The sequence below is a fragment of the Streptomyces sp. NBC_00984 genome, assembly GCF_045162475.1.
Lineage (GTDB): Bacteria > Actinomycetota > Actinomycetes > Streptomycetales > Streptomycetaceae > Streptomyces.
The window spans coordinates 6,850,757-6,867,205 of sequence record NZ_CP108734.1; the positions used below are offsets into that span (position 1 = coordinate 6,850,757).

Consider the following 16,449-nt stretch of genomic DNA (forward strand, 5'->3'; position numbering starts at 1 on the left):
CGAGCCCCGTCGCATGCTCTCCCGCCCTCCAAGGAGTCCAGCAAGATGAAGACGATCGACGAACTGATCGCCGAAGGGGTCACCGGCAAGCGCGTATTCGTCCGCGCCGACCTCAACGTGCCGCTGAGCGGCACCACCATCACCGACGACGGCCGCATCCGCGCCGTCCAGCCGACCGTGGAGAAGCTCGTCGCGGCCGGCGCGCGGGTCGTCGTCGCCTCGCACCTGGGCCGCCCCAAGGGCGCTCCGGACCCGGCCTTCTCCCTGGCGCCCGCCGCCGCCCGCCTCGGTGAACTCATCGGCACGGACGTCGCCTTCGCGACCGACACGGTCGGCGAGTCCGCCCGCGCCACGGTCGCCGCGCTGGGGGACGGCGAGGTCGCCGTCATCGAGAACCTCCGCTTCAACCCCGGCGAGACGTCCGAGGACGACGCCGAGCGCGGCGCCTTCGCCGATCAGCTCGCCGAGCTCGCCGACCTGTACGTGGGCGACGGCTTCGGAGCCGTGCACCGCAAGCACGCCTCGGTCTTCGACCTCCCGGCCCGGCTGCCGCACGCCGCCGGTGACCTGATCGCCACCGAGGTCGGCGTCCTGAAGAAGCTCACCGAGAACGTCGAGCGTCCGTACGCCGTGGTGCTCGGCGGCTCCAAGGTCTCCGACAAGCTCGGCGTCATCGACCACCTCCTGGAGCGCGCCGACCGCATCCTGATCGGCGGCGGCATGGCGTACACCTTCCTCAAGGCCCAGGGCCACGAGGTCGGCAGCTCGCTCCTGCAGGAGGACCAGATCCCGGCGGTGCTGGAGTACCTCGAGCGCGCCGAGGACAAGGGCGTGGAGTTCGTGCTCCCCGTCGACGTCGTGGTCTCCGCGCAGTTCCCGGACCTCAAGGCCAAGGCCCCGACCGAGCACCGCACGGTGCCCGCGGACGCCATCCCGGCCGGGTTCATCGGCCTGGACAACGGCCCCGAGACCAACACGCTGTACGCATCGAAGCTCGCCGACGCCGCCACCGTCTTCTGGAACGGCCCCATGGGCGTCTTCGAGCACCCCGACTACGCCGAGGGAACCCGGGCCGTCGCCCAGGCCCTCGTCGACTCCTCGGGCTTCAGTGTCGTCGGCGGTGGCGACTCCGCCGCGGCCGTCCGCACCCTGGGCTTCGACGAGAACGCATTCGGACACATCTCGACCGGTGGCGGTGCCAGCCTCGAATACCTCGAGGGCAAGACGCTTCCCGGCCTCGCCGCACTGGAGGACTGACCTTTCATGACCACTCGTACCCCGCTGATGGCGGGCAACTGGAAGATGAACCTCAACCACCTCGAGGCCATCGCACACACCCAGAAGCTCGGCTTCGCGCTGACCGACAAGGACTACGACACCGTCGAGGTCGCCGTCCTGCCGCCCTTCACCGACCTGCGCTCCGTGCAGACCCTGGTCGAGGGCGACAAGCTGAAGATCAAGTACGGCGCCCAGGACATCTCGGCGCACGACTCAGGCGCGTACACCGGTGAGATCTCCGGCCCGATGCTCGCCAAGCTGCGGTGCACCTACGTCGCCGTCGGCCACAGTGAGCGCCGCCAGTACCACGGTGAGAACGACGAGATCTGCAACGCCAAGGTGAAGGCCGCGTACAAGCACGGCCTGACCCCGATCCTCTGCGTCGGCGAGGGCCTGGACATCCGCAAGGCCGGTGACCAGGTCTCCTACACCCTCGCGCAGCTCGACGGCGGTCTGAAGGACGTACCGGCCGAGCAGGCCGAGTCCATCGTGATCGCGTACGAGCCGGTCTGGGCCATCGGCACCGGCGAGGTCGCCACCCCCGAGGACGCCCAGGAGGTCTGCGGAGCGATCCGCCGCCGGCTGGCCGAGCTGTACTCGCAGGAGCTGGCCGACGCCGTCCGCATCCAGTACGGCGGCTCGGTGAAGTCCGGCAATGTCGCCGCGATCATGGCGCAGCCCGACGTGGACGGTGCGCTGATCGGCGGCGCCGCGCTGGACGCCGACGAGTTCGTCAAGATCGTCCGCTTCCGCGACCAGTGAGTATGCGGTAGCGCGGATCCGTCGTACCCTTGCGGGGGCCGTGGAGGGTGTAGCCTCCCGGCCCCCGTTGTTCGCACATGCAGTCCAGAGGATTTCCGGAAAGTAGGGACCAGCCGTGATTTTGGCGTTCGAGATCGCCCTGATCGTCTTCAGCCTGCTGCTGATGCTGCTGGTGCTGATGCACAAGGGAAAGGGCGGCGGCCTCTCCGACATGTTCGGTGGCGGCATGCAGTCGTCGGTCGGCGGCTCCTCGGTCGCGGAGCGGAACCTCGACCGGATCACCGTGGTCGTCGGCCTGGGATGGTTCGCGTGCATTGTTGTGCTTGGCCTGCTGATCAAGCTGGACAACTGACCCGCCGTACGCGATTCCCGGTGATGGTGTAACTCCTTTCACTGGACGCGCGTTGGTCCTTACGTAGACTGGGGCATCTTCGAGCACCATCACGCAGGGAGTTACGACCGTGGCAAGTGGCAACGCGATCCGGGGAAGCCGGGTCGGAGCGGGGCCGATGGGGGAGGCCGAGCGCGGCGAGTCCGCGCCGCGCCTCCGCATCTCCTTCTGGTGCTCGAACGGGCACGAGACGCAGCCGAGCTTCGCCAGTGACGCGCAGGTACCGGAGACTTGGGACTGCCCGCGCTGCGGCTTCCCGGCCGGCCAGGACCGGGACAGCCCGCCGGACCCGCCGCGCACCGAGCCGTACAAGACGCACCTCGCGTACGTACGGGAGCGGCGCAGCGATGCGGACGGCGAGGCCATCCTCGCCGAGGCCCTCGCGAAACTCCGGGGCGAAATCTAGAAGTTCACCGGCCGGGCACCCACAAGGTGCCCGGCCGGTCTGCTTTTGCCGTGCCGCAGGTCTTCGTTGTCTCGTCGGCCCTTCTGATCAATTAGGTTGGAGGTGCAGCGGGGCATCTGCAGGCACGAGAAGAATTGGGCTGATATCCGGGATGAATACACGTAGCCGAACCAGGCTCAACCAGACGCCCGAGTGGACCGCTCTGGGCAAGCACCGCGAGCAGCTCGGAACGACACATCTGCGACAGCTCTTCGCGGACGATCCGCAGCGCGGTACCGGATACACCCTCCGGGTCGGCGATCTGTACATCGACTACTCCAAGCACCTGGTCACCGACGAGACGCTGCGGCTGCTGCGCGAACTCGCCGCGGCCACCGGGGTGGCCGAGCTACGGGACGCGATGTTCCGCGGCGAGAAGATCAACACCACCGAGGACCGCGCCGTCCTGCACACCGCGCTGCGTGCCCCGCGCGACGCGGTGATCGAGGTCGACGGCGAGAACGTGGTGCCGGGTGTGCACGCCGTGCTCGACAAGATGGCGGCGTTCTCCGACCGTGTCAGGTCGGGGGAGTGGACCGGTCACACCGGCAAGCGCATCAAGAACGTCGTCAACATCGGCATCGGCGGTTCCGACCTCGGCCCCGCCATGGCGTACGAGGTGCTGCGCTCCTTCACGGATCGCGAACTGACCGTCCGCTTCGTGTCGAACGTCGACGGCGCCGACCTCCACGAGGCGGTGCGCGATCTCGACCCGGCCGAGACGCTCTTCATCATCGCGTCGAAGACCTTCACCACGATCGAGACCATCACCAACGCCACCTCCGCCCGCAACTGGCTGCTGACCGGTCTGGGGGCCGGCCAGGACGCGGTCGCCAGGCACTTCGTGGCGCTGTCCACGAACGCCGAGAAGGTCGCGGACTTCGGCATCGACACCGCCAACATGTTCGAGTTCTGGGACTGGGTCGGCGGCCGCTACTCGTACGACTCCGCCATCGGTCTCTCGCTGATGATCGCCATCGGCCCGGACCGGTTCCGCGAGATGCTCGACGGCTTCCACCTCGTCGACGAGCACTTCCGCACCGCCCCCGCCGAGGACAACGTCCCCCTGCTGATGGGCCTGTTGGGCGTCTGGTACGGCGCGTTCTTCGACGCCCAGTCGCATGCCGTGCTGCCGTACAGCCACTATCTGTCCAAGTTCACCGCGTACTTGCAGCAGCTGGACATGGAGTCCAACGGCAAGTCCGTGGACCGGGACGGAAATCCGGTCGACTGGCAGACCGGACCGGTCGTCTGGGGCACCCCCGGCACCAACGGACAGCACGCCTATTACCAGCTGATCCACCAGGGCACCAAGGTCATCCCGGCCGACTTCATCGGCTTCGCCGAGCCGGTCGCCGACCTGCTGCCCGGCCTGGTCGCCCAGCACGATCTGCTGATGGCCAACTTCTTCGCCCAGACCCAGGCGCTGGCCTTCGGCAAGACGCCGGACGAGGTCCGTGCCGAGGGCGTCGCCGAGGAGCTGGTGCCGCACAAGACCTTCCGGGGCAACCACCCGACGACGACGATCCTCGCCGACCGGCTGACCCCGTCCGTGCTCGGCCAGCTGATCGCGCTGTACGAGCACAAGGTCTTCGTCCAGGGCGCCGTCTGGAACATCGACTCCTTCGACCAGTGGGGCGTCGAACTCGGCAAGGTCCTCGCCAGGAGGATCGAGCCGGTGCTCACCGAGGGCAAGGGGGGCGAGCAGCTGGACAGCTCGACCGCCGCGCTCGTCGAGGCGTACCGCGCCCGCCGGGGGCGCTGAGCCGATGACCACGGGGGAGGGGACGGTGCGGCTGCGGCCGCCGAACAATACGCTGGACGCGAGGGCCGTGGGATGGTGGCGGGCCCAGTGGCTGCTGCTGACCGCGGCCCCCGTGGTCGTCCTGGCCGTGCTGGGCGTACTCATCGAGCCCGCCCGGTTCTGGCTGCTGCTGCCCGCCGCGATCCTCGCGGTCCTCGGCACCGGCTGCGCCGTCCTCCTCCCCGCCTGGTGGTTCCGCACCCATCGCTGGGAGGTCACCGACGAAGCGGTGTACGTCAGGACCGGGGTCTTCCGGCAGGAGTGGCGGATCGCCCCGATGTCCCGGATCCAGACCGTGGACACCGTGCGCGGACCGCTCGAACAGCTCTACCGGCTCGCCACCGTCACCGTGACCACCGCGTCGGCCAAGGGCGAGGTGCGGATCGAGGGCCTCGACCACGAAACGGCGGCCGAACTGGCCGAGCGGCTGACCCGGATCACCCAGGGCACCCCCGGGGACGCCACATGAGCTCCGAGGCGGCCGTCTCCCCCTCCCCGGACGCCGGGGGCGAGCAGAGCCGGGCCCAGGGCCCCGGCACGGCCACCGCCGCCGACTGGCGGCACCTGGACCGGCGCACGGTGCTCGTCAGCGCTCTCGTCACGGCCGGAGTGGCCGCCGGTGCGGCCGTGCCCACCACGCTCGGCCTGTCCGGACGGTTCGGCTTCGGGGCCGCGGTCGCCTGGGTCCTCGCCGGCTCGATCCTGCTGATCGGCTCCGCGGCGGCCGGCGACCACGTACGGTGGCGCCGCACCCGCTACCGCGTCGGCGCCGACCGGGTCGAGCTCCACACCGGGCTGCTCCTGGTCAAGAAGCGCTCACTGGCCCGGGAACGCATCCGCAGCGTCGACCTCACCGCCCATCTGCTGCAACGGGTGCTCGGCCTGGTCACCGTCCGCATCGGCACCGGCGAGCACTCCGGCAACGACTCCACCCTCGAACTTGACCCGGTCACCCGGCGCGAGGGCGAACGGCTCCGCCGCGAACTGCTGGAACGCACGGCCACCGGCGTCCCGGGCACCCATCGCGAGGGCGAGCTCGTCGCCCTCGACCCGCGCTGGATCCGCTACGCGCCGGTCTCGTTCGTCGCCCCCGCGCTCGGTGGTGCGGCGGCCGGCGCGGTGATGCAGGTCAGCGACTGGTTCGGGGCGCAGGGGCGGGTGATCGAGTGGGTCGGCGACCGGTTCCGGGACACCTCGCTGCTCGCCATGATCGTGATCCTCGCCCTCGCCGCGGTGCTTGCCGGTGTCGTCGGCGCGCTCGGCCTGTGGGTCGAGATGTGGTGGAACTACCGGCTGGAGCGCGAACCCGGCGGCACCCTGCGGATCCGCCGCGGACTGCTGACCTCCCGCTCCGTCTCCATCGAGGAGCGCCGGCTGCGCGGCGTCGACCTCGTCGAACCGCTCGGCATCCGTACCTTCGGCGCGGCCCGGGTCGACGCGATCACCACCGGACTCGCCAAGGACGACGAGGAGCAGCACGGCGACCACAACACCCTGCTGCCCGCCGCGCCCAGGACCGTCGCCGACGCGGTGGCCGCCGACGTCCTGCGCGAGACCACGTCCCCGACCGGCGCCCCGCTGACCGGGCATCCCCTCGCGGCCCGTGGCCGCAGGCTGCGCCGGGCGTTCGGGGCCGTCGCGGCCCCGGCGCTGGTCCTGGCCCTCCTGGGCGTGCTGCTGACACCCGTCCTGCTCTGGATCGCGCTCGCCTGGGCCGTCGTGGCGCTGCCCGCCGGGGTGTTCCTGGCCCGGGACGCGTACCGCGGCCTGGGGCACGCCCTCAGCGGCGACTACCTGGTGGTGAGGTCCGGCAGCGTCAGGCGCTCGACCGCCGCGCTGGAGCGGGCCGGAGTCATCGGCTGGACGGTCCGGCAGACGTACTTCCAGCGGCGGGCCGGGGTGCTGAGCGTCACCGCGACGACGGCTGCCGGAGCGGGCGCGTACACGGCGTACGACACGGACGCGAGCGAGGGCCTCGACTTCGCCTCCGAGGCCGTGCCCGGCCTGCTGGAACCCTTCCTGGAGCGCGTCCCGCCCACCGGCTGACCCCGGTCCCCAGTCGTCCTTCGACGGCTCATGCTCCACGTAGCCGAGCGCCGCCTTCCAGAACTCCGCCGCACGCCGTACGTCCGACGCACCCGTCACCACGGTCCCGATACGCGCCATGGCCCGAGTCCTTCACGCCCGCACGCAGCAGGCCCGGCCGCTCCGAGGAGCGAACCGGGCCTGTGCGCAACGGTACTGACGGTCAATCAGGCAGAGGCCGGTGGATACAGCGCGCGCGGCAGCCGGGAGGCCGCCGCCGCGTCCAGCAGCCACAGGGTGCGGCTGCGTCCGTACGCACCGGCCGCCGGGGCCTGGATCTCCCCGGCCCCCGAGAGCGCGATCTCCGCGGCCTCCGCCTTGTCCTCGCCCGCGGCGAGCAGCCACACCTCGCGCGCTGCCCGGATCGCGGGCAGCGTGAGCGAGACGCGGGTGGGCGGCGGCTTGGGGGCGCCGTGCACACCGACGACGGTGCGCTCGGTCTCCCGTACCGCGGGCAACTCCGGGAAGAGCGACGCGACATGCGTGTCCGGGCCGACGCCCAGCATCAGCACGTCGAACGTCGGCACCGGGCCGTGGTCCTCGGGACCGGCCGCGGCGGCCAGTTCCTCGGCGTACGCGGCCGCCGCCGCGTCGGCGTCGTTGCCGAACGGGCCGTCCGAAGCGGGCATCGCGTGCACCCGGGACGGGTCCAGCTCCACCGAGTCCAGCAGGGCCTCGCGGGCCTGCGTGACATTGCGCTCCGGATCGCCCTCCGGCAGGAACCGCTCGTCGCCCCACCACAGATCGAGCCGCGACCAGTCGATCGCGTCCCTGGCGGGCGCGTCGGCGAGCGCGGCCAGCAGGCCGTTGCCGTTGCGCCCGCCGGTGAGGACCACCGAGGCGTAGCCGCGTGCGGCCTGGGCGTCCACGATCTTCGTGATCAGCCGGGCCGCGGCGGCCTGCGCCATCAGCTCCTTGTCGCGGTGCACCACGAGTTGAGGGGCACTCACTTCGCCGTCGCCTTCTTGGCCGCGGTCTTCTTCGCGGCGGCCGGGGCCGCGGCCGGGGCGGGCTCGGCCGGCTGCGGACCGGCCGGTCCGCCGAGCTTCGACACGCCGAACTTCACCGTCGCCTCGTAGGTGTTGTCCGGGTCCAGACGGCGCAGCTCCTCGGCGAGCAGCTCGGCGGTGTCCCGCCGCTTGAGCGCCACCGCGCGGTCCGGCTGGCCCTGCATCGAGAGCGTGGCCAGCGAACCGTCGGGACGGTCCAGGACGATGACGCCGTTCTTGGTCTCCATCCGCACGGCCGTCAGACCGGGACCGGCGGAGACGGTGCGCTCCACCGGCACCTTGAGCCGGTCCGCGAGCCACATGGCGAGCAGCTCGCAGCTCGGGTTCTCCGACTCGCCCTCGACCGTCGCCGAGATGACCTCGACGTGCTGCTGGTCGAGCGCGGCCGCCAGCATCGAGCGCCACGGCGTGATGCGGGTCCAGGCCAGATCGGTGTCGCCCGGGTTGTACGAGTCGGCGCGCGCCGCCAGCTCCTTGCCCGGGTGCTCCGCCGAGTACGCGTCCGTGATCCGGCGCTGGGCGAGCGCGCCCAGCGGGTCCTTCGCCGGGTCGACGGGTGCGCCCTCGGGCCACCAGACCACGACCGGGGCGTCCGGCAGCAGCAGCGGCAGGACCACCGACTGGGCGTGGTTGACCAGCTCGCCGTGGAGACGCAGTACGACCGTCTCGCCGGTGCCCGCGTCGGAACCGACCCGCACCTCGGCGTCGAGCCGGGCGTCCCGGCGGCTGCGCGGCGAGCGGCTGACCCGCTTGATCACCGCGATGATCCGCGAGGGATGCTCGCGCGAGGCGTCACCGGCCGACTTGAGCGCGTCGTACGCGTTCTCCTCGTCGGTGACGATGACCAGGGTGAGCACCATGCCGATGGCCGGGGTGCCGATGGCCCGGCGGGCCGAGACCAGCGCCTGGTTGATCTTGCTGGAAGTGGTCTCCGTGAGATCGATCTTCATGGCCGGCGCCAGCTCCGTCCGTCTCGTGCGAGCATCTCGTCGGCCTCGGCCGGGCCCCAGGTGCCCGCCGGGTACTGCGCGGGCTTGCCGTGCTTGTCCCAGTACTGCTCGATCGGGTCGAGGATGTTCCAGGAGAGCTCGACCTCCTGGTGCCGGGGGAAGAGGTTGGCGTCGCCGAGCAGCACATCGAGGATGAGCCGCTCGTAGGCCTCCGGGCTGGACTCCGTGAAGGACTCGCCGTAGGCGAAGTCCATCGTGACGTCCCGGACCTCCATCGAGGTGCCGGGCACCTTGGAGCCGAACCGCACGGTCACGCCCTCGTCCGGCTGGACCCGGATGACCAGGGCGTTGCCGCCCAGCTCCTCGGTGGCGCCGGACTCGAAGGGCAGGTACGGAGCCCGCTTGAAGACGACCGCGATCTCCGTGACCCGGCGGCCGAGCCGCTTTCCGGTACGGAGGTAGAACGGCACGCCCGCCCAGCGGCGGTTGTTGATCGTCAGCTTGATCGCGGCGTAGGTGTCGGTCTTCGACTTGGGGTCGATGCCGTCCTCGTCGAGGTACCCGGGGACCTCCTCGCCGCCCTGCCACGCGTGCACGTACTGGGCGCGCACCGTGTGCTTGCCCAGGTCCTCCGGCAGCTCCACCGCCGTGAGCACCTTGAGCTTCTCGGCGACCAGGGCCTTCGGGTGGAAGGAGCCGGGCTCCTCCATCGCGGTCAGCGCCAGCAGCTGGAGCAGGTGGTTCTGGATGACGTCGCGGGCGGCGCCGATGCCGTCGTAGTAGCCGGCCCGGCCGCCGATGCCGATGTCCTCGGCCATCGTGATCTGGACGTGGTCGACGTACGACCTGTTCCAGATCGGCTCGAACATCGTGTTGGCGAACCGCAGCGCCAGGATGTTCTGGACGGTCTCCTTGCCCAGGTAGTGGTCGATCCGGAAGACCTCGTTGGGCGGGAACACGTCGTGCACGATCTGGTTGAGCTCCTGCGCGCTCTTCAGGTCGTGGCCGAAGGGCTTCTCGATGACGGCACGCCGCCAGGAGCCCTCCTTCTGGTCGGCGAGTCCGTGCTTCTTGAGCTGCTGGACGACCTTGGGGAAGAACTTCGGCGGCACGGACAGGTAGAAGGCGAAGTTGCCGCCCGTGCCCTGCGCCTTGTCCAGCTCCTGGATCGTGGTCTTCAGCTGCTCGAAGGCCTCGTCGTCGTCGAAGTTGCCCTGGACGAAGCGCATCCCCTGGATGAGCTGCTGCCAGACCTCTTCGCGGAACGGCGTACGGGCGTGCTGCTTGACGGCGTCGTGGACCTCCTGTGCGAAGTCCTCGTCCTGCCACTCGCGGCGTGCGAAACCGATGAGGGAGAAGCCCGGCGGCAACAGGCCGCGATTGGCCAGGTCATAGACGGCGGGCATCAGCTTTTTGCGGGACAAATCGCCCGTGACCCCGAAGATCACCAGGCCCGACGGTCCCGCGATGCGCGGGAGCCGTCGGTCCTGGGGGTCACGAAGCGGGTTGGCTCCGGGAACACCAGACAAGGTGGTCAGCCCTCCGAAGGGGCGAGGCGCTTGAGCTCCGCCTCGGTCGAGTTGAGCAGGTCGATCCAGGCCGCCTCGAACTTCTCGACGCCCTCGTCCTCGAGGAGCTGGACGACGTCGTCGTAGGAGATCCCGAGCTTCGCCACCGCGTCGAGCTCGGCGCGGGACTGCTCGTAGGTGCCGGTGATGGTGTCGCCCGTGACCTGACCGTGGTCGGCCGTGGCGTCCAGGGTGGCCTCGGGCATGGTGTTCACCGTGCCGGGGGCGACCAGGTCGACGACGTACAGGGTGTCCTTGTAGGCGGGGTCCTTGACGCCGGTCGAGGCCCACAGCGGACGCTGCTTGTTGGCCTGGGCCTTGTCGAGGGCGGCCCAGCGGTCCGAGGAGAAGACCTCCTCGTACGCCTGGTAGGCGAGCCGGGCGTTGGCGAGCGCCGCCTTGCCCTTGAGCGCCTTGGCCTCGTCGGTGCCGAGGGCGTCGAGGCGCTTGTCGATCTCGGTGTCCACGCGGGACACGAAGAACGAGGCCACCGAGTGGATCTTGGACAGGTCCAGGCCCGCGGCCTTCGCCTTCTCCAGGCCCGCCAGGTAGGCGTCCATGACCTCGCGGTAGCGCTCCAGCGAGAAGATCAGCGTGACGTTGACGCTGATGCCCTTGCCGATGACCTCGGTGATCGCCGGGAGACCGGCCTTCGTCGCCGGGATCTTGATGAGCGTGTTGGGCCGGTCCACCAGCCAGGCCAGCTGCTTGGCCTCGGCGACGGTGGCCGCGGTGTGGTGGGCCAGACGCGGGTCGACCTCGATGGAGACCCGGCCGTCCTGGCCGTCCGTGGCGTCGAAGACCGGACGCAGGATGTCCGCCGCGTCCCGTACATCGGCCGTCGTGATCATGCGGATGGCCTCGTCGACCGTGACCTTGCGGGTGGCGAGGTCGGTGAGCTGCTGCTCGTAGCCGTCCCCGTGCGAGATCGCCTTCTGGAAGATCGACGGGTTGGTGGTGACGCCCACGACGTGCTGCTGGTCGATCAGCTCGGCGAGGTTGCCCGAGGTGATCCGCTTGCGCGACAGGTCATCGAGCCAGATCGCCACGCCCTCGTCGGAGAGGCGCTTGAGTGCGTCTGTCATGAGAATTGCATCTCCTACTAGTCGTATAACGGCGTCAGCGCGTGGCTGCCGCGAGAGATTCCCGCGCGGCGGCGGCGACGTGCTCGCCGGTGAAGCCGAACTCGCGGAAGAGGACCTTGGCGTCGGCCGAGGCACCGAAGTGCTCCAGCGAGACGATCCGGCCGGCGTCACCGACGTAGCGGTACCAGGTCAGGCCGATGCCGGCCTCGACGGCGACGCGTGCCTTCACGGACGGCGGCAGGACGCTGTCCTTGTACGCCTGGTCCTGCTCCTCGAACCACTCGACCGACGGCATCGAGACCACCCGGGTCGGAATGCCGGCCGCCTGCAGCTCCTCACGCGCCTCGACGGCGAGGTGCACCTCGGAGCCGGTACCGATGAGGAGGACCTGAGCCTCGCCGCCTTCGGCCTCGAAGAGCACGTAGCCGCCCTTGGCCGCGTCCTCGTTCGCCTCGTACGTCGGAACGCCCTGGCGGGTCAGCGCCAGACCGTGCGGGGCGCCCTTGCCGAACACCTTGGTGTAGCGGCGCAGGATCTCGCGCCAGGCGATGGAGGTCTCGTTGGCGTCGGCCGGGCGGACGATGTTCAGGCCCGGGATGGCGCGCAGCGCGGCCAGGTGCTCCACCGGCTGGTGGGTCGGGCCGTCCTCGCCGAGACCGATCGAGTCGTGCGTCCACACGTAGGTCACCGGCAGGTGCATCAGCGCGGACAGGCGCACGGCGTTGCGCATGTAGTCGGAGAACACCAGGAAGGTGCCGCCGTAGATACGGGTGTTGCCGTGCAGCGCGATGCCGTTCATGGCCGCGGCCATGGCGTGCTCGCGGATACCGAAGTGGATCGTGCGGCCGTACGGGTCCGCGCCCGGCAGCGGGTTGCCCGCCGGGAGGAACGACGACGTCTTGTCGATCGTGGTGTTGTTCGAGCCCGCGAGGTCGGCGGAGCCGCCCCACAGCTCGGGGATGATCTCGCCGAGCGCCTGGAGCACCTTGCCGGAGGCGGCACGGGTGGCGACACCCTTGCCCGGCTCGAAGACCGGAAGCCGGTCCTCCCAGCCCGCGGGCAGCTCGCCGGCGGCGATCCGGTCGAACTCGGCGGCGCGCTGCGGGTTGGCGGTGCGCCACGCGGCGAAGGTCTTCTCCCACTCGCCCCGGGCCTCACGGCCGCGGTCCAGCGCCTCACGGGTGTGGGCGATGACCTCGTCGGCGACCTCGAAGGTCTTCTCCGGGTCGAAACCGAGGACCTTCTTCGTGGCGGCGACCTCTTCGTCACCGAGCGCCGAGCCGTGCGAGGCCTCGGTGTTCTGGGCGTGCGGCGCGGGCCAGGCGATGATCGAGCGGGCCGCGATGAACGACGGGCGCCCGGTCTCGGCCTTGGCGGCCTGCAGCGCGCGGTACAGACCCGCCGGGTCCAGGTCGCCGTTGGGCAGCTGCTCGACGCGCTGGACGTGCCAGCCGTACGCCTCGTACCGCTTCAGGGTGTCCTCGGAGACCGCGGTCTCCGTGTCGCCCTCGATGGAGATGTGGTTGTCGTCCCACAGCAGGACCAGGTTGCCCAGCTTCTGGTGTCCGGCCAGCGAGGACGCCTCCGCGGAGATGCCCTCCTGGAGGCAGCCGTCACCGGCGATGGCCCAGACCATGTGGTCGAACGGGGAGGTGCCGGGGGCCGCCTCCGGGTCGAACAGGCCGCGCTCGTAGCGGGCGGCCATCGCCATGCCCACGGCGTTGGCGACACCCTGGCCCAGCGGGCCGGTGGTCGTCTCGACGCCGGTGGTGTGGCCGTACTCCGGGTGGCCGGGGGTCTTCGAGCCCCAGGTGCGGAAGGCCTTGAGGTCATCGAGCTCCAGGCCGTACCCGGCCAGGTAGAGCTGGATGTAGAGGGTCAGGCTGGTGTGACCGGCCGAGAGCACGAACCGGTCGCGCCCGGCCCAGTCCGCGTCGGCGGGGTCGTGGCGCATCACCTTCTGGAAGAGGGTGTACGCGGCGGGAGCGAGGCTCATGGCCGTACCAGGGTGGCCGTTTCCGACCTTCTGTACGGCGTCCGCTGCAAGGACACGGACAGTGTCCACGGCCCGCTGGTCCAATTCGGTCCACTGGAGATCTGTGGTGGTCGGCTTGGTGCTCACCCTGAGTCAGGGCTCCTCTCCACTGTTGTAAACCGGTGACTGTGACCGCACCGGGCGTTGTCGAGCCTACCCCCGTCGGAACATGCATTTTCCGCTGCTTTCCAGGGTGCAGGCGGCCCGCGGAGTTCGCCTCCCGTATGAGCGCGACGGCTCACTTCTGCGCTACTCCGATGAGCGCTTCTCCTTACTTATGGGCCCTGTGGCGAGCGCGTCCCGATACTTCTGTTCCGCTCCGGTGAGCGGTACCCCCCCAGCTCATGGGCCCCGCTTCCGCGCCGCTCCAACACGACCCACCCCCGCGAAGGACGGCCTGTCCCCAACGTCTACAGTGGTCTGGTTCGCGCAAGTCTTTACCGGGCCTTCACGCCCGGAGCTTGCTGGGATTTCTCTGTCAGGGGTGTGCGTGACGGCCGTCGAGTCCCGACCCGCAGGGGTCGCCTTGACTCCCAGCCCAGGGGGCCATCGCCCGTTCGGGGCCCGTGTCAAGGCTTTCGTGGCGCTGACCAAGCCGCGGATCATCGAGCTGCTGCTGATCACCACTGTTCCGGTGATGTTCCTCGCCGCTCAGGGTGTACCCGACCTGTGGCTCGTTGTCACCACCACCATCGGCGGATACCTCTCCGCCGGCGGTGCCAACGCACTGAACATGTACATCGACCGCGACATCGACGCGTTGATGGACCGTACGTCGCAGCGTCCGTTGGTCACCGGCATGGTGAGCCCGCGTGAGTGCCTGGTCTTCGGCTTCGCCCTCGCGGCGATCTCGACGGTCTGGTTCGGCCTGCTGGTGAACTGGCTCTCGGCGGCGCTGTCGCTCGGCGCGCTGCTGTTCTACGTCGTCGTCTACACGATGCTGCTCAAGCGCCGTACCTCGCAGAACATCGTCTGGGGCGGCATCGCGGGCTGCATGCCCGTTCTCATCGGCTGGTCGGCCGTGACGAACTCGATGTCCTGGGCCGCGGTGATCCTCTTCGCCGTCATCTTCTTCTGGACGCCGCCGCACTACTGGCCGCTCTCCATGAAGGTGAAGGAGGACTACGCCCGGGTCGGCGTCCCGATGCTTCCGGTCATCGCGTCCAACCGGGTGGTGGCCCGCCAGATCGTCATCTACAGCTGGGTGATGGTGGCCGTCTCGCTGCTGCTCACGCCGCTGGGCTACACCGGCTGGTTCTACACGGCGGTGGCGCTGGCGACCGGCGGGTTCTGGCTCTGGGAGGCGCACGGCCTGCAGAGCCGGGCCAAGGCCGGAGTGACCGGAGGAAAGCTCAAGGAGATGCGGCTGTTCCACTGGTCCATCACCTATGTCTCGCTGCTCTTCGTCGCCGTGGCGGTCGACCCCTTCCTCAGGTAGTCCCGCTCCTCGATCCCTGCCGACGGGCGGGGTACGTGGCCCAGGCCACGTACCCCGCCCGTCGCACGTTGCGCTACCCGTCGGTAGCATCCTGAGCATGGCTGAGACGGCAGAGACCCAGGTGGAGAGCGGCAAGCAGGCGGCCCGCGCGGAGCGCAGGGCGGCGAAGCTCGCCAAGGAGATCGGCGCCTTCTCCAAGGCGCACGGCGGTGCGGAGGGACAGCTCGCCTACATGGGGCAGATGGGCACCCGCATCGTGCTCGTGGGTGAGGACGGCGGCTGGGGCGACCTGGTCGCCCCCTCGTACGAGGTCGCCGAGAGCGCCACGCGGAAGGCCGGGATCACGATGCACGAGTCCTTCGACGGGGAGTTCGCCGCGAAGGTCCGCACCGGCCCGTACGAGTGGACGCGGATGGCCGGCATCCAGGTCGGCGGCCCCTCCAACAAGGCCTGAGCGCGCGTGGTCCGGGCGCGTGAGGTCTGAGCGCGCGGTGCCCTTCATACGCCGATCGCCGGACGGTTCCGAGAAGGAACCGTCCGGCGATCGGCGTACGGGGGAGGGAGGCCGTCCTCGGTCAGCCCGCCGCTGCGGGCTCCGGCTGCTCGATGGCGGCGCCGGGCACCGCGGCCACGGTCACGGGACGCTCACGCAGCGACAGGAGCACCCGCACGACCGCGATCCAAACCAGGCACGAGCCCAGCATGTGCAGGCCGACCAGGATCTCCGGCGTGTCGGTGAAATATTGCACGTACCCGATCACGCCCTGCGCCATCAGCACCAGGAAGAGGTCGCGGGCGCGGTGCAGCGGGCCGATCGGCGCGTCGACGGCCTTCAGCACGAACCAGAGCGCCACGGTCAGGGCCACCACGACCCAGGCCAGATCGGCGTGCAGCTGCGTGATCATCTTCCAGTCGATCGGAATGCGGTGCACGTCGCTGGAGTCGCCCGCGTGCCGTCCGGCGCCCGTGACCGCCGTGCCGACCGCGATCAGCAGCCCCGCGGCGACCGCGAGCAACCAGGTCAGCTGGGACACCGCCTTGCCGACCAGCGGCCGGGGCTCCTCGTCGCCCTCGCGGACCCGCTGCCAGGTCACCATCGCGACGGTCAGCAGCGCCGTGGAGAGCAGGAAGTGCGCCGCGACGGTGTACGGGTTGAGGCCGACCAGCACCACGATGCCGCCGAGCACGGCATTGCCCATGACCACCCAGAACTGCACCCAGCCGAGCCTGGTCAGGCTGCGTCGCCAGGGTTTGGCGGACCGGGCGGCGATGATCGCCCATCCGACGGCCGCGCACAGGACGTACGTCAGCATCCGGTTGCCGAACTCGATGACGCCGTGGAAGCCCATCTCGCTCGTCGCCGTGAGGCTCTCGTCGGTGCACTTGGGCCAGGTCGGGCAGCCGAGGCCGGAGCCGGTCAGCCGTACCGCGCCGCCGGTCACGACGATGACTACGGCCATGACGACGGCCGACATGGCCGCACGGCGGACCGTGCGGGGGCTGGGGGTCCATCGCTCGGCGATGTACAGGAGCGGGTTCCGCGCGGCTTGAGCGACTTCGGCTCGGGTCAGCTTGGGCACGCGCACCATCGTAGGCGG

General features: G+C 70.1%; 15 protein-coding genes. 9 read left to right on the plus strand and 6 right to left on the minus strand.

Annotated features, from left to right (window positions below; all coding sequences use genetic code 11):
- The first annotated feature begins 45 nt into the window (after window positions 1-45).
- The 7 genes from OG520_RS30605 (at window position 46) to OG520_RS30635 (ending at window position 6,726) form a co-directional block, all read left to right on the plus strand.
- Window positions 46-1,257, plus strand: coding sequence for a phosphoglycerate kinase (locus OG520_RS30605; protein WP_406015308.1), 1,212 nt, complete (start codon window positions 46-48; stop codon window positions 1,255-1,257).
- 6 nt (window positions 1,258-1,263) lie between these two features.
- Complete coding sequence (tpiA, locus tag OG520_RS30610) at window positions 1,264-2,040, plus strand: triose-phosphate isomerase (protein WP_266420918.1); 777 nt, start codon at window positions 1,264-1,266, stop codon at window positions 2,038-2,040.
- Window positions 2,041-2,155: 115 nt separating this feature from the next.
- A complete protein-coding gene (secG, locus tag OG520_RS30615) occupies window positions 2,156-2,392 on the plus strand; it encodes a preprotein translocase subunit SecG (protein ID WP_072483071.1) in 237 nt (78 codons plus the stop codon).
- 109 nt (window positions 2,393-2,501) lie between these two features.
- Window positions 2,502-2,837 (plus strand): RNA polymerase-binding protein RbpA, encoded by a 336-nt coding sequence (locus OG520_RS30620; RefSeq protein WP_072483070.1) that lies wholly within the window; start codon window positions 2,502-2,504, stop codon window positions 2,835-2,837.
- Window positions 2,838-2,988: 151 nt separating this feature from the next.
- Window positions 2,989-4,641: a glucose-6-phosphate isomerase gene (gene pgi, locus OG520_RS30625; protein ID WP_399325655.1), complete on the plus strand. Its 1,653-nt coding sequence runs from the start codon at window positions 2,989-2,991 to the stop codon at window positions 4,639-4,641.
- Window positions 4,642-4,645: 4 nt separating this feature from the next.
- The gene (locus OG520_RS30630; protein WP_399325653.1) at window positions 4,646-5,149 is read left to right on the plus strand and encodes a PH domain-containing protein; all 504 of its coding nucleotides are present in this window, start codon (window positions 4,646-4,648) and stop codon (window positions 5,147-5,149) included.
- Window positions 5,146-6,726: a PH domain-containing protein gene (locus OG520_RS30635; protein WP_406015309.1), complete on the plus strand. Its 1,581-nt coding sequence runs from the start codon at window positions 5,146-5,148 to the stop codon at window positions 6,724-6,726. Before OG520_RS30630 ends, OG520_RS30635 begins: the two co-directional genes overlap by 4 nt.
- Before the next feature lie 206 nt (window positions 6,727-6,932).
- On the opposite strand, the gene pgl is transcribed toward OG520_RS30635, so the two are convergent.
- The 5 genes from pgl to tkt are packed head-to-tail and all read right to left on the minus strand — an operon-like array spanning window position 6,933 to window position 13,500.
- Window positions 6,933-7,715: a 6-phosphogluconolactonase gene (pgl, locus tag OG520_RS30640; protein WP_406015310.1), complete on the minus strand. Its 783-nt coding sequence runs from the start codon at window positions 7,713-7,715 to the stop codon at window positions 6,933-6,935.
- Window positions 7,712-8,725 carry a glucose-6-phosphate dehydrogenase assembly protein OpcA gene (gene opcA, locus OG520_RS30645; protein ID WP_406015311.1) on the minus strand — a complete coding sequence of 338 codons (1,014 nt, stop codon included), beginning with the start codon at window positions 8,723-8,725 and terminating at the stop codon, window positions 7,712-7,714. The genes pgl and opcA overlap by 4 nt, the downstream gene beginning before the upstream one ends.
- Window positions 8,722-10,254 (minus strand): glucose-6-phosphate dehydrogenase, encoded by a 1,533-nt coding sequence (zwf, locus tag OG520_RS30650; RefSeq protein ID WP_406015312.1) that lies wholly within the window; start codon window positions 10,252-10,254, stop codon window positions 8,722-8,724. The genes opcA and zwf overlap by 4 nt, the downstream gene beginning before the upstream one ends.
- Before the next feature lie 5 nt (window positions 10,255-10,259).
- Window positions 10,260-11,378 carry a transaldolase gene (tal, locus tag OG520_RS30655; protein WP_399325642.1) on the minus strand — a complete coding sequence of 373 codons (1,119 nt, stop codon included), beginning with the start codon at window positions 11,376-11,378 and terminating at the stop codon, window positions 10,260-10,262.
- Window positions 11,379-11,412: 34 nt separating this feature from the next.
- The gene (gene tkt, locus OG520_RS30660; protein ID WP_266420940.1) at window positions 11,413-13,500 is read right to left on the minus strand and encodes a transketolase; all 2,088 of its coding nucleotides are present in this window, start codon (window positions 13,498-13,500) and stop codon (window positions 11,413-11,415) included.
- 397 nt (window positions 13,501-13,897) lie between these two features.
- On the opposite strand from tkt, the gene OG520_RS30665 reads away from it, so the two are divergent.
- Entirely contained in the window at window positions 13,898-14,851 is a 954-nt protein-coding gene (locus tag OG520_RS30665) for a heme o synthase (RefSeq protein WP_385331536.1), read from the plus strand.
- 97 nt (window positions 14,852-14,948) lie between these two features.
- Complete coding sequence (locus OG520_RS30670) at window positions 14,949-15,305, plus strand: hypothetical protein (RefSeq protein WP_399325637.1); 357 nt, start codon at window positions 14,949-14,951, stop codon at window positions 15,303-15,305.
- 121 nt (window positions 15,306-15,426) lie between these two features.
- On the opposite strand, the gene OG520_RS30675 is transcribed toward OG520_RS30670, so the two are convergent.
- A complete protein-coding gene (locus tag OG520_RS30675; protein ID WP_406015313.1) occupies window positions 15,427-16,440 on the minus strand; it encodes a COX15/CtaA family protein in 1,014 nt (337 codons plus the stop codon).
- Between the last annotated feature and the right edge of the window lie 9 nt (window positions 16,441-16,449).